Origin of the sequence: Ruegeria sp. HKCCA5463, from assembly GCF_013034175.1 — a bacterium.
In the GTDB taxonomy this organism is placed as follows: Bacteria; Pseudomonadota; Alphaproteobacteria; order Rhodobacterales; family Rhodobacteraceae; genus Ruegeria.
On record NZ_WQFL01000010.1, the window covers coordinates 60,153 to 73,323 of the forward strand.

General features: G+C 50.8%; 14 protein-coding genes and 1 pseudogene. 9 read left to right on the plus strand and 6 right to left on the minus strand.

Annotated features, from left to right (window positions below):
• Positions 1–81: 81 nt before the first annotated feature.
• Positions 82–876 carry an IclR family transcriptional regulator gene (locus tag GOW09_RS18755; protein WP_170456264.1) on the plus strand — a complete coding sequence of 265 codons (795 nt, stop codon included), beginning with the start codon at positions 82–84 and terminating at the stop codon, positions 874–876.
• Positions 877–967: 91 nt separating this feature from the next.
• Here the strand turns inward: GOW09_RS18755 and GOW09_RS18760 are convergent.
• The 3 genes and pseudogenes from GOW09_RS18760 to GOW09_RS18770 form a co-directional block, all read right to left on the minus strand.
• Positions 968–1,114, minus strand: a pseudogene (locus tag GOW09_RS18760) (transposase); the annotation flags it as partial.
• A 274-nt stretch (positions 1,115–1,388) separates the two neighbouring features.
• Complete coding sequence (locus GOW09_RS18765; RefSeq protein WP_171120025.1) at positions 1,389–1,970, minus strand: SIS domain-containing protein; 582 nt, start codon at positions 1,968–1,970, stop codon at positions 1,389–1,391.
• An 8-nt stretch (positions 1,971–1,978) separates the two neighbouring features.
• A complete protein-coding gene (locus GOW09_RS18770; RefSeq protein WP_171120026.1) occupies positions 1,979–2,491 on the minus strand; it encodes an HAD-IIIA family hydrolase in 513 nt (170 codons plus the stop codon).
• A gap of 87 nt (positions 2,492–2,578) precedes the next feature.
• Between GOW09_RS18770 and GOW09_RS18775 the strand changes: the two genes are divergently transcribed.
• The 8 genes from GOW09_RS18775 (at position 2,579) to GOW09_RS18810 (ending at position 9,647) form a co-directional block, all read left to right on the plus strand.
• The gene (locus GOW09_RS18775; protein ID WP_256368190.1) at positions 2,579–3,517 is read left to right on the plus strand and encodes a bifunctional heptose 7-phosphate kinase/heptose 1-phosphate adenyltransferase; all 939 of its coding nucleotides are present in this window, start codon (positions 2,579–2,581) and stop codon (positions 3,515–3,517) included.
• Positions 3,518–3,595: 78 nt separating this feature from the next.
• Positions 3,596–4,210, plus strand: coding sequence for an adenylyltransferase/cytidyltransferase family protein (locus tag GOW09_RS18780; protein ID WP_217360289.1), 615 nt, complete (start codon positions 3,596–3,598; stop codon positions 4,208–4,210).
• Positions 4,200–5,039, plus strand: a complete 840-nt coding sequence (locus GOW09_RS18785) for a hypothetical protein (protein WP_171120028.1) — start codon at positions 4,200–4,202, stop codon at positions 5,037–5,039. The genes GOW09_RS18780 and GOW09_RS18785 overlap by 11 nt, the downstream gene beginning before the upstream one ends.
• A gap of 144 nt (positions 5,040–5,183) precedes the next feature.
• Positions 5,184–6,293: a hypothetical protein gene (locus GOW09_RS18790; protein ID WP_171637497.1), complete on the plus strand. Its 1,110-nt coding sequence runs from the start codon at positions 5,184–5,186 to the stop codon at positions 6,291–6,293.
• 248 nt (positions 6,294–6,541) lie between these two features.
• Positions 6,542–7,495: a hypothetical protein gene (locus tag GOW09_RS18795; RefSeq protein WP_217360290.1), complete on the plus strand. Its 954-nt coding sequence runs from the start codon at positions 6,542–6,544 to the stop codon at positions 7,493–7,495.
• 25 nt (positions 7,496–7,520) lie between these two features.
• Positions 7,521–8,060 carry a hypothetical protein gene (locus GOW09_RS18800; RefSeq protein ID WP_171120031.1) on the plus strand — a complete coding sequence of 180 codons (540 nt, stop codon included), beginning with the start codon at positions 7,521–7,523 and terminating at the stop codon, positions 8,058–8,060.
• Positions 8,057–8,689, plus strand: a complete 633-nt coding sequence (locus GOW09_RS18805; RefSeq protein ID WP_171120032.1) for a histidine phosphatase family protein — start codon at positions 8,057–8,059, stop codon at positions 8,687–8,689. Before GOW09_RS18800 ends, GOW09_RS18805 begins: the two co-directional genes overlap by 4 nt.
• Complete coding sequence (locus GOW09_RS18810) at positions 8,664–9,647, plus strand: LD-carboxypeptidase (protein WP_171120033.1); 984 nt, start codon at positions 8,664–8,666, stop codon at positions 9,645–9,647. The genes GOW09_RS18805 and GOW09_RS18810 overlap by 26 nt, the downstream gene beginning before the upstream one ends.
• Positions 9,648–9,777: 130 nt before the next feature.
• On the opposite strand, the gene GOW09_RS18815 is transcribed toward GOW09_RS18810, so the two are convergent.
• From GOW09_RS18815 to GOW09_RS18825, 3 genes are read right to left on the minus strand one after another with little or no spacing between them, the layout of a single operon-like run.
• Positions 9,778–10,449 carry an endonuclease III domain-containing protein gene (locus GOW09_RS18815; RefSeq protein WP_253285096.1) on the minus strand — a complete coding sequence of 224 codons (672 nt, stop codon included), beginning with the start codon at positions 10,447–10,449 and terminating at the stop codon, positions 9,778–9,780.
• Positions 10,442–11,635 (minus strand): MvaI/BcnI family restriction endonuclease, encoded by a 1,194-nt coding sequence (locus tag GOW09_RS18820; protein WP_217360291.1) that lies wholly within the window; start codon positions 11,633–11,635, stop codon positions 10,442–10,444. The genes GOW09_RS18815 and GOW09_RS18820 overlap by 8 nt, the downstream gene beginning before the upstream one ends.
• Complete coding sequence (locus GOW09_RS18825; RefSeq protein ID WP_171120036.1) at positions 11,635–13,056, minus strand: DNA cytosine methyltransferase; 1,422 nt, start codon at positions 13,054–13,056, stop codon at positions 11,635–11,637. Before GOW09_RS18825 ends, GOW09_RS18820 begins: the two co-directional genes overlap by 1 nt.
• Positions 13,057–13,171 lie beyond the last annotated feature (115 nt).

The window sequence follows — 13,171 nt, forward strand, 5'->3', positions numbered from 1 at the left end:
TAAATTTCTATTGAAGAAAGTTGTGGCCGGGCTTAGGTCTGGCCTAAGTGCAGAAATCTGAGGTCTCTTCGAAGGTTCTTTATGGTTGGCAAGTCTTCAAAATCACTTCCCGCACAATCTCTTGCACGTGGATTGGAAGTTCTGGAGTTTATAGCGTTTAGCCGTCGGTCCGTCCGTCTCAAAGACATTGCGGAGGCCTTTGATATGGATATGGCAAGCACGCACCGAGTACTGAGAACTCTCGAAACACTTGACTATGTCGCTCGCCTGCCGATTGGCAAGACATACGGCCCAGGGAACAAGCTGCGTGACATTTCGCAGAGCTTCTCGGCCGTCGATCGGATGATCGAGAGCCTGCATCCTATTGTCGTGGAACTGGCAGAAGTCACCGGTCAGATCGCACATATTGCCATTTTGAGAGAGAAGCACGCGGTGCTGGCAGAGGTAGCGCTGTCAAAAGATGCAAAAGTATCGATCCGCCAGGCTCCCGGCGACGTGGATGAGCTGTATTGCAGTGCTGTTGGAAAGTCTTTGTTAGCCTTCTTACCAAATTTCGAGAGGAACGCGCTCCTGCGTTCGATCCACTTTGAACAACTGACAAAAAATACGATCACCAGCATGGCTGCCCTAAAACGCGAATTGGATGCGGTTGTTGATGGGGGCATTTCCTATGATGATCGTGAAAACAACTCAGAGATAGCGTGTATTGGTGCTCCCATTCTCGATAAAGACGGATTTGCGGTTGCATCACTTGGGATTTCTACTTTGGCTAGGCTTCTTCCCGGAACGATACGGGAGGAAAGTGCTCTAGCTGAGCAGGTTAGAGAGTCGGCTACAGCTGCCTCAAAATTGCTGCAAGACTCCGAACAGATGTGAGCGATAGTTGAACTCCAGCTTCTACTACCTCTGACCTGCCGCCCGGTCGTCCCTCGTTCATAACGAGAGTGGGGTAGATTCCGGCAGGGGGCAGGATTGTATCGGCCAGCAACCGCTTCAGCTTGGCGTTCTCGTCCTCCAGCGCCTTTAGCTGCGCGGCCTCCGACACCTCCATGCCGCCGTACTTGGACTTCAGCTTGTAGAATGTTGCTGGGCTGAGCCCGTGCCCGCGGCACATTGCTGGCAAGTGGCAGTTCGGTGCGCCCGCCGAGGACGGTAACTAGGGCAGACGTGCTGAGTTGGTTTGGGGGGAAGTTCGGCTTTGTGGTATTATCAACATAAGACAGATTATGTGTTTGAATTTTGCGTCTAACCTTCTAGTAAAAACAATATGTTATTGGGATTTCCTTGGAGTCCAATACGGTTTATTATGTTCATTTTAATTGCCTGGTTTCATTGAGGACCTTCAGCGAAAACGACCTAGAATCGTAGTACAAGTGTGCGATGGGGTTTCAGGAAGAAAACACTGAATCCAGTTTCGCGCAAATAGCATGCAACGCGACAAGGTGTGCCTCTTGAACGAAAGCAGTTCGTTCAGAACTGGCTTCGAATACTACATCACATAGACGCTTGAATTTAGCCTCTCCGACGCCTGTGAATCCTAGACATTTGATATCCAAGTCCTTGGCAGTTTCAAGTGCCATGACAATGTTTGAAGAAGTTCCGGATGTCGACATCGCAATCAATACGTCACCCGTTTTTGATTGTGCCGTAAGTTCACGTGCAAATACGTGGTTGTAGCCGAAATCATTTGAAAGTGCTGTCAATGTGGCCCCATTCGAACCCAATGTATGAGCTCGAAATCCTGAGCGGTCGGCTTCGAATTTACCAGACATTTCTGCAGCGAAGTGTTGCGCCATTGAAAACGAGCCGCCATTTCCACACAAAAAAACCGTACGTTGCTCGCTCACTGCTTCTGCGATACACGAGGTCATTCTCAACAGCACACTTGATGAGTTTCGCACATGCTTTACGGTATCAATACTTTGCTCTAGATACTTCTCGATAACGCAAGGCTCATTCTTTATCTTCATAACTTAACCTATTGATAAACTGCGACTATCTTTTTAATTAACTGCATCATATTTTGCCCCGGTCGATAAAGATACCCGGCAATACCAGCGTTGTGTGCGGCTTCAATGTCAGTATCTCTGTCCCCAACCAGAAATGATTTTTGACGGTGTTGCTTCATCTTGGGCAGGTGCCTGTGAATCATACCTGGATTGGGTTTGCGATCCGGATGGTTAGAGCTTCGAAAACTTGCTAGCGGTGCACCTGGTAGAAAGGGGCAGAATTCGAAAGCGTCAATAGTGGCTCCGACTTCATTTGCACTGCGAACCATCGCCGCGTGAAAATTCATCACCTCGGACTCAGTGCAAAAACCACGTGCTACCGCTGATTGGTTAGTGACCACAACTATCTTCCAACCGTTTGATTTAAGGTGGCATATTGCGTCAAGGGCACCAGGGTGCCAAACAAATTTGTTCTCATCAAATTGGTAGCTTTGATCTTCGATAAGCGTGCCATCTCGATCAAAAAAGGCGACTGGTGACAAGTGCCCCTCCTGGGCTAATACAGACCATGTACCCAATAGATTGTGAGGCGTACTCTAAAGTGACGCCGCTAGAAAGATTTGAACGTGATGTCTGATTGTACAAAACCCGTCTTTGTTGTCGGTGACGTTATGCTCGATCGATATGTTCACGGCCAGGTAACGCGACTCTCTCCTGAGGCACCTGTTCCTATCCTCTCCGTTGATAAAACACAGGTTGCTTTAGGCGGCGGTGCAAATGTTGCGGCCAACTTGAAGGGCTTGGGTGCGGATGTCAAAGCATTTGGGTTGGTTGGGCAAGACCCAGAAGCTGCGCAACTTCGATCCATGATGAGCGCTTTGGGGATAGTATCTTGTCTTGAATCGACCTCTGCTCCGACCATTGTGAAGACACGGTTGATTCAAAATGGGCGCCACCTATTTCGCGTCGATTTTGAGAGACAGTTTTCTGCTGTGGACGCTTCAAAACTAGCTTGCGATTTCACGTCACAAATTCACAGTGCGAAGATTGTTGTGCTGTCAGACTACGACAAGGGTACACTCGTAGATCCACAAGTCTACATTCAAGCTGCAAGGAAAGCGGGCCTTAGAATTTGTGTCGATCCTAAACGACAAGAGTTTGAATGCTACCGAGGAGCTTCTGTTGCAACACCCAACGCGGTTGAGTTTGAGCAGGCAACAGGCACGCCTGTTTCAAGCGCAGAGTTCCCCCACGAAGCCGAAACCCTCCGCCGATCGCTTTCGCTCGATGCACTCCTGGTTACAGCTGGGGTCAGCGGCGGATACTTGTTGGAGGCGGGTAGAGACATGCTTCACATTTCGGCGAATAGGGTATCGGCTCGGGATGTAACGGGTGCTGGCGATGTCGTGATTGCTTCGTTGGCAGACGGCCTTGCTAGAAACCTAAGTATGGAAGACGCAGCGCGAAGAGCAATAAAGGCGGGTACCATTTCAGTGATGCAAAGTGGCACAGGCGTTGTAACCAGGGAAATGCTGGAAACACAGCCGGCTATGAATCACGCGCCTTGAGATTGTTGATGATGCTTCACGAAGAAACGTTGCCCACCGAACCGGCGAGTTTTCCCGTAGAAGTTGCTTTGCAATGGCTTGACTTGGCGATACTCTGGCTTTGTTTGGCTGAGCGTTTTCCGCCGCCCAACTTACAATAGTTTAGCTTCGCAATCATTGCGCGAGGTGCATCGTATTTTGAAAGTCCATGGGATCGATGTGAAGCAGGATAGTATTTTGAAATCTATAGAGATGGCTCGGGCGGCTGGCGGAATTATTGTGATGACGAACGGATGTTTTGATCTTTTGCATGTGGGGCATGTGCGATCACTGCAAGAAGCTCGCAGTCTTGGGACACATCTGGTGGTGGCCGTCAACAACGATGAGTCGGTGCGCCGGCTTAAAGGTGAAGACCGCCCGATTGTTTCTCTGGCGGATCGGGTGGAAACCTTGCAAGCACTGAGACCGGTTGATTGGGTGTTGACCTTCGGCTCTGAAAGCGATGACACGCCAAAGTCGGTCGTCGAAAAGGTTCGTCCCGACGTATTGGCGAAGGGCGGTGACTATAGTTTAGACGAAATCGTAGGTTCAGAGTTTGTTAGGAGCTATGGTGGAGTTGTGAAGGCGCTCAACTTTCATGACAGTTGGTCAACATCGAAAACCATCGAACATATCACTTCAATCGTAAGGAGGAGAAAGACCAGTGACTCCTGAAACTCTCTCAGTCAAGCGCAGGCGATTCCTCTACTTCTACGTAGCAGTTCTAGCGATATCGTCAGTTATTCTGTTCACCGGGTTCTTATTGAAAGCACTCTTTGCTGATCCTCAGCAAGCTTTGGTGACGGAGGTTTGGGATGGAATAATCTTCGAAACAGCTGTGTTTATCGGAGCGACAATAGCAGGCGCGGCGCTTGTCGCCTTGATCATCGACCATCATCAGCAGCGACTCGGAGCGGAAAGTGACGAGTTGAAAACGGTAATTGAACAGGAGGGTCTCTTGGGCGTTTACCAAGATGCCAATGACCCAAAATTAATCGCAAGACTCATCGAGGCTATTTCGGGTGCCCACAGAGAATTTTACGCGTTTGGTCTCGGTCTAGGAATTTTGTTCAATAATAGAAGCATCCTTCAACGGCTTTCTGAACAGATCAATCAAAACGCTGCGATGTCAGCCACCATACTTACCGGGTCAGGGACAAACCCAGGCGTTGCCAATCGCATTGAAGAAGAAAAATCATGGCATGAGAGCAAGAATATTAACTACAATGTAAACTGGGCAGACAATTTCCCAGCCGAAATCAGCACGTCGCTCGCCAACTGGGTGAACGAAAATAGCCGAAGCCGTGTCAAAGTCGAAACAGTTGATAGCTGCTTCATGTTTGGTGCGATAGTCGTCGATGATGTAGTTTTCCTTTTTCCTTACGGAAGCCCGGATGTTCGCGGTTCTGAAAGCCCTTGGTACGAACTGGTTTACAAGTCAGGTTCAGAAGGCAAACTGGCTAGCTTTGTTCGTAGATGTGTAAGCTATTACAAAAAGAATTAGAGAAATGTGCACATGGATAGGAAACCCTCTTGGAGCGAATTGCTCCTCAGTGATGCACATAAGCTCATATCTCACTCTGATGCCATTAGTTCATGGCTAGTTTTTGAGAGGTATTGGAATGATGGCTCGCCTAGTGGACACAAAGTGTCCGGAGAATGGGCGCACGGGCCATTTCGTAAGGAGCAGCTCTTTCGTCTGCCCGCTTTGGGCGTTGCTTCTCGAGATGTTACTTTGAAGGGAAGTGATCTACTCGATCTTCAATCTGGAGAAATAGAAACTGGGACTACACTACTTCCATGTCACCCCGACGTAGCGGCCGATTTGTCAAAATTAGCGCATGCGGACGTTCATGAGACGGATCTAAGGTTTTCGCCAACGGGGTCAGGGCGCACAGTTGTAATCTACCGTGATAGCGTCCCAGTACTTCAGTTGAAACTGCACTACCCCAACAAAATAGGGCGCTTCGAACGAGATTTGTATTTGTACAAGTGGATGGCTTCATTAGAAAGGTCGAGGCTCTTTAGTGAAGCTTACGACGAAAGAAACGAAGACTGGAGCTACTATGAAGAAGCCACGGGCCATTTTCTTGATTCCGGGCTTCACAAGGGATTTGGCAACATCATTCGTCCGCTGTTCCCACGCGGTCTCTCGGTAGCAGAGTTCAAATTTGTTCCCGGATTCTCGCTATTTGCAAAACCAGTTTACGGAAAACACTCGGTGTTTTCAGCCCTGCAAACTCACTTCGCATGGACTGAGGAGATTGCGGTTAAGAAAATTCTGATCTCTTTAATCGAGTTGTACTTCAATCTGGCACTACGATATGGATTGATGCCTGAACTAAACGCGCAAAACGTTGTTTTCGCTTTCTCTAATGATGGGCGGCGCGTTGTTCCATGTATTCGTGATATGCAAGATGTTTATGTCGATCAATCCTTTGCCAAAAGCGATAATTTTCTCACATACAAATATTTGAGTGCTGACGATGCCGATCTAGAAAAACGACGAAGCTTTTCGTTTGATTTTAAACTCTGTGAGTACTTTCTGGTGCCGATGGCGAGAGAAATAGCACGTCACTCGAGGTGTCCTGACGCAAGGTTCAATGAGATTGTCGATTTTTTGCGACAAACGGTGCGTAACTGCCTCTCCACTCAAGGGGACTACTTTGGGGACACCTCAATGTACGCTTATTCAAAGTCGGCGGATGCGTCTGCGATTGGTTTCGTAACTCACTCCAGCGCAAGGTTGAGGAGCTAGACGTGGTTTGTATGACTATCGGAAATTGGTCGAATCTTGAGAGATTGATCAATGATGGTTCTCCAAACAAGGTAAGCCATGTAAGAAGTGTCTCACCACCAACGCACCCGAGGTACAGCAAGAGATCGTTTGGAGTGGTTTGCATTTCTCCAGGCGAAGACAGTGGGTTCAATTTCTCCGGCACGCATCCGGATGGAGCCTCTTTGGATACGTTTGGAATACCAATTCACCCGGATTGTTCTAGGTTCTTGAAGCCAGACTATCTCGACCAGTATCGGCAAAGCGACGGGGATTTGAGATGTGTTGCGTCTGCGGCACCCCGAACGATGTTCGTTTCGCTTAACTCTCCAGAACCCTATTTTGTCAAATTAAGTTACCCAATGGTCTTGGGAAGGTTTAGTTCCCCGCTGACGTTGAGAAAGGCAAAGGATTCACTAGGCCTAAGCGAATATATCAAGCAAACGCTTATTGATTGCGATGCAGAGATTTCCTGGTTCCAAGAAACAGGCTTTGTTAGCGCGGATTTGTTTGAGGGAATAGGACCAATTGGACAATCTGTTTGTATTTTTCGCAACCTACTTCCCGATACCAAAAATGGTACAGTTGAGATGCCGGATGCAATCGTTCCATTGTTCTCACTGATGGCCAGAGATTATTCTCCCATTGTAGCCGATTTCATCGAGCCACCAGCAGGAAAGTCGCTAGTGGACCATATTTGGGAGAGTGTCCTACTGCCTCTGATAGATTCCGTATTTTTGTTCATTTCTGAGTTTGGATTAATACCCGAGCCTCATGCGCAGAATGTCGTGCTGTACAAGGACAGAGTTTCTGGAGAGCTCAAAATTGCGTGGAGAGATGCTCTTTCGTTTAAGATTTTATCAAGACATGAAAGGATAGCCGGCATCAATAGCTCGTGGGGGCGAACTGTCGACGATCCAGAAAACGAAGTGGTTGAGCTGAGTTGCAGCTTGGATGGTATGTTCGACGAGTACATCTTGGTGCCGTTGATCACGAAGGTTAGGAGCTTGAGCGACGGATCGGCCGAACTTCGGCACCGTACTCGCGCTGTTATTCGCGACTGGATTGGAACTTCAAAATTGGAGTTTCCCGTCGATGGCTGGTACAATCGCGACAGTTCACCGATCGAGCCGGGCCAGAAGTTGAAGCCGGATTTCATTCGTGGAAGGTCTGGAATTAGATGACAAAAAATAGAAGGAGAGAAGATACATGTCAGCTCTGGCATTCGTTTTGGCTTTTGGCGACACTGAGAACAAAGAATGGATAAGTTACAGCGAGTTAAGTAAGAATTCGTACACCTCAGAGTTTGCACTTGGCGAGGATTATTTGCCCCACGCCACCATAGTTCAGTTTCGTGGTTCCGTTGGGGATGCAAATATGATCTGGAAGGAGGCGACCTCTAAGGGGCTCAATGGTACAATTGAGGTTGTTGCTGCGGGAATGTGCTTTTTGCCTGCACCGGATAACAGCGAGGTGTGGATCGAAGTACCCTTCTTGAAGAGTGAAGCACTGTCCCAGCTTCAAGATTCGCTTCTAGGTTTGGACTCCTTGGCGGGACGCGAGATTTTGAATGGATGTGGTGATTCATTTCGACCACATGTGACCCTGGGGTATACCTCAGAAGAGGCTGTTCTTCGCGTTTCAGGGCTTGATTTGCCAGGCTCCTTGTTGCGCCGGAAATTTACAGCGCGTGTAGCTCTTGCAGATACTGGACCACATTATTCTGTACCGCGGATATTACACGGATGAACACACCTCCATTCTTGGATCGTTTGATCTTGATTAGGCATTGTTCAACTGAACTAAATGAACAGGCAAAAGTAATCGGTTCAAGCGATCCTTGCCTTTCCAAGCTGGGGCTAATGCAGCTGGAAGAGTTGAGGGTTTGGGTGAGTTCCCGTGGGTCTGATGCGGCGCTGGCGTTAAGCTCAGACTTGCGTCGCTGTCGCGAGACGGCGGATCTCTTGTCTAACCGTGTGCATGCTTCCGAATTGTTGCGGGAAAGGGATCTTGGAGACCTAGAAGGTCTAACCTCAGAGCAGCTGATTGACTGGAAAAAAAGCCGTGGTCTGCCGCTTGAAGACCCTTCATTGGTTTGGGACGGAGTTGGTGAGGTTGAAAGCGATGAAGCGATGGTCGAAAGGTTCTCGCAAGCACTTGGTCAGTTGGATGAAACAAGTGGTCGAGAAGTTTTCGTAGTGACCCACGCTGGTATGCTTAAGTCGGTAGTATATCATTTTCTGGATATTCCTTCAGAACGTCCTTACGCAATCAAGTTTGGTTTGGGCAGCGCTATAGTGCTTTCTCGACAAGGAAGCAGATTTGAATTGCATCAGCTTTGGGAAAACCCGCATGCCAGAAAGAGAAATTCCGCATAAACGTTTCGCAACTCAGGTTCGCCTCAACCTGCCGGGTCACAATGGTAGTATAGGCGTATTCAACCCCTCGGACGCGCTAAATGAGCGCCGCTTTGCGTCGCTTGAGAAGAACATTGATCATTTACGAAAAATAGGATGGCGGGTTGACCTTGGTCAAAGCGTCTATTTGAAAGATATTAAATTTGATGAAGAATCAATTAGTTGCAGAGCTGACGACATCTCGAACTTCCTTTCGAGGTCGGAGATCCGGTTGCTTTTGGCCGCATGGGGAGGAAAAGGAGCCAATCATCTTATTGGGCGTGTTCCGTATGATCTAGCGCGATCAGCTGCTAAACCAATCCTAGGGTTTAGCGACACGACAGTACTATTGAACGATCTAACGGACCGAACCAACTTGGTTACGTTTCTAGGGCCAAACGTGGCGGGAAAGCTACATGAAACGAGCTTTGGCGACCTGCGGCAGTTTAGATCAGATTTCGATTGGGTTGGCTTTTCGCCAATTCCCGCAGCAGAGTTCCATGCCGTTTGTGATGGGAGCGCGACAGGCAAGTTGTTTGGGGGAAACTTGAAGTGCTTTTGCCTCGGCCTACTACTCGCAAACGTACGTATGGATACACTACGTAGGGGCATCTTCTTTGTAGAAGACACAAACACAAGCCCATCCGAAATTGAGCAGATTCTTGTGAGTTTGCGCCATTCTGGTTTCCTCTCTGGTTTGAAGGGGATTGTTTTCTCTCCTTCCTCCAATTCCGAGCGTCCCGAAGAGGTGCAGAAATCAATGACTGTAAACGACATCTTGGCCAGAATAGGATCTGATTTAGGTATTCCTATCGTAACTACTGATGTCGTGGGGCACGGTACTAGGAAAAATCCTGCAATCCCTATTGGGGCGGACGTTGTGATTTCTACGGACCAGAAATTGTTTTCAGTCAACAGCGACGTTTCCCATAGGTCCTGAACAGAAATACCTTTTGCGCAGCGATGAAGTTGGGAAAAACGACACGTTCGCCTAAATTGAGAGCTGATCTAGAGTGGTTTACCATCCGTTTTGGAGCAGAGTTTTGCGTAATCAATGGCTAAAGTTTGGTTCATAATGTGATCCGTTTAGAGCACTTAGTTTGGATATTACATTGATGGCAGCTTGGTACTGGGCGGCGACAGACCGATGAAGCAAAATCCAAAACCGCCCAGTTCGTTTCAATTGGATTGCCTTCCCTAACCAACCAATGGGCAGCAGATTGTAGCCATGGGTCATGACGGATGTCCGCAAGCCTGCGCGGGCGAACGTACCTTTCGATGAGACGCGCCATGTTCACGTCGAGAAGCGGTTTACGTTGCCCGTGCTGGAAGAGAAGAACGGCATTGGCCACGTATTGGCCAACCGCGGGAACGTTCTCGAGTTCGGCCTCGTTTCCGGGGAAGAGGCCGTCTCGATCCGCCGCGTACGTGGCCAGTTTCTTAAGACTTGTTGCGCGGCGGCGCCACAATCCAAGCGGCTTTAAGAACTCGCCTAGGTCCTGCTCTTCCGTTTGGGCGATTTCTTCCCAATCGGGAAAACGCGCGAAAAAATCCTCGTAAATCTTGGCCACCGTTTGCGCCCTGGTGCGCTGGAGCAATACCTCGACGCAAATCCTTTCGTAGTCCCCGGTGCCCGGCTCGCGCCACGGAAACTCCCGGCTGTTGTCCTGGAACCACGCCCGCAGGAAGCGGCCAAGGTTCGTAATCTTCCGCTTTTCACCCCGGGTTGGAAGGTCAGGCAACGAGCCCATGGTATTCAGAGGGTGGGAACAACGCGTTGAAGTCCTTCGGGTTCACCTTGAACAGGTAACCATGGTCGCCAACCGAACCACCCTTTCCCCTTTCGTATAACGTGTAGTCCAAGGTTATCACGCCCGCCTCCACAAGGGCTTCGAAATTTCGCACCCGGGGCGCGCGCGTGTGTTCGACTTGCACGTAGTGGAATTCCTCGCTTTCCCCCCTGCCCCTCGTCTCGGCGGAAATCCAGAACGTTTGGCGATGCTTGGATGTCAATCGATCTCTTAGCTTGGAAAGCTCCCACACCGCCATGCGCGTGACCCTCTCGGCCTCCACGTGGTTTTGCCGCAGCCAGTCCTTCTCGCCGTCGATCGACAACACGAAACCGTTTGGATTGGCCATCTTCCCAGAGATCGTGCAGTAGAGCTGCCTGCGGCCGTCAACCTCATAGCCATGGGCATCAAGCAAGGCCTTGTTCGACCCGAGCGGCGATAGCTTCCAGTTGGGGACCTGGCTAAACAGGTTCACGCGGTTCTTGCGCTTGCGCCCTGCCCTCTTTGCCTTGATCTCGATCCCCTTGAAATCGGGAAGCTTGCTCGAATTGGCCTCGATCCCCAACAAGGTCTCTAACGTCATCCCGATACCCGTATCGCCCGGGCGCATGGTTGGAATCCACCCGCGTGCACCGATGTCACGTAGCAGGTCGAGCAATTCTTCTGCCTCGGGTGATAGTCCCGGTCGTGCGGCTTGCGCGATTGCCCCAAGCGGCGAACCCGGGTCCTTTATTGATCGTAGGATTTCAGGGTCGCTGCAATTAACGACGTGCAACAAGCCATCCCAAACAAACAGGGCCAGCAAGTTGTAAGGAACCGCGTGCGCCTTGAGGCCGTAAACGCAGATACGAGGGTCGCCCTTCTTCGTGGTGGGCCGGTAAAGGGACACTTTCGTCGGCTTCGACCCCTTCGCGAAAACCATCCTCGCCGGGACAACGACCTTGTGTTCTTGGCCCTGGGCTTGGGTCGAAAAGTCATGGACCTTTGCATCGAGCAGGAAATCCCGAAACGTTGCCGTGGCATCCATGATCGATTTCTTCAAGCCGGTCGGCGTCGGGACAAGCAGGCCCACGTCCAAGCCGGTTTCGTTGAAGAGGGTCAATACCTCTCCAACGCTCGTGTCCGATTTTTCGAGCATTACCCTATAGCTTCGTCCAAGATTCTTTTGAAATGAGACCCCACGCGTTCCGCAAGGCCAACCGGCACGGCATTGCCGATCTGGGTGTACTTGGGGACCTCGCGGTCAAAAATACCCTCGCGCGGATTGCCCGCACGTCGAATTCCACCCGTGGTTCGCTTACCCGCGAAACGGTACCAATCCGGGAAGAGTTGTAGGCGCGCCCACTCCCTCACGGTCAAGATACGCGGCTGCGAGTAATGAACGTAATCATCTGGTAGCGACGTGGCCGTGATATTTGGCTCCTGGTTGCCCCAGCTCGGTTTCAATAGGCGTTGGGAAAACTTCTTGGTGCGCCACTCTTCGGGAATTTCGCCCGCGTTCCTGATCATGTGGTCGAACTTCTCGACCACGGCCGGCTTGTGCTTTGAATACTCCTGCTCGGTCAAGCGAATGCCCCGGCCCTCGTACCAAGAAGGCGCGGTGCGAAGGGACTTCTGGATCGCGGTGCGCGCGGGTCGCGGGTAAGCCGTTGTTTCAAAGGTGCCGCGCTCGAAGTTTCGACTGCGCAGAACCTCGGCCACCGTGTCATCGACGAGATCGCCGAGAAGGTCTTTCAGGTCGGGAAACTCGCCCGGGCTTCCCGCCGGAAGGAACCCGCAGGCGACCGCGTCTTCCGGGTCGGCCTTGGGATCGAGAAAGTCGCAGGCTTCCAACACGTCGCGACGCACGCCAACAAGCAAGACCCGCGGCCGGTTCTGGGGAACGCCGTAGTCCTTGGCATAGACCAAGGACCAGCGTACCTCGTAGCCAGGAATGGCCCGAAACTCGTCCCGGACATCCGGGAAAATGCGCTCGCCGCCGTCCCGGGTCCACTTGGAGGTCAGTAGGCCGCGCACGTTCTCGAAAAGAAAAACACGGGGCCGCATCCGGCGAATTACGCTGGCCATCCGCTGGTAAAGCTGGTTCGACGGCAGGTCTTTCTTGTCAACGGAATACGAACGGCGGATGCCAATGCCGGAATAGCCCTGGCAAGGCGGGCCGCCGGTCAAGACATCGAGGTTGCTGCCGCCCCCGCTCTTCTTTGACGCGGTATCGAAAGCCAATTCAACACCGGGAACCTGGGATAGGTCGCTGACCAACTGTTCGAGCCGCTTTCCCTTCAACTCGTGCGCGTCGTTGCAGTGCAACGCGTCGTTTTCCGAGAATTTCATCCCGCCAAGCGAATGATGGCGGTTCATGAGGTAAGTGGCCTGGGCATCCTCGTTCAACTCGTTGACGAATACCGGCGTAAAACCCGCGTTCTCGAATCCAAGAGACAGGCCGCCACACCCGGCGAAGAGATCGATCATGTTGTACTGGCGATGCGTCGCCTCGTGCCGGGGAACTCCCGCCTGGGTAGGGTTTTCGTTTACGTCTCTCGCAAGGGTTTCCTGAAGCATCTATCGTCCGGCCAAGTTTCATGGTTTTTGAAAATAGCTAGCATATCTGGAGTGGGCTGTCCAGGCAGTTACTACATGTTGGGGGCAATTCGGGCGTTTCGTCACCCGCTTTGCC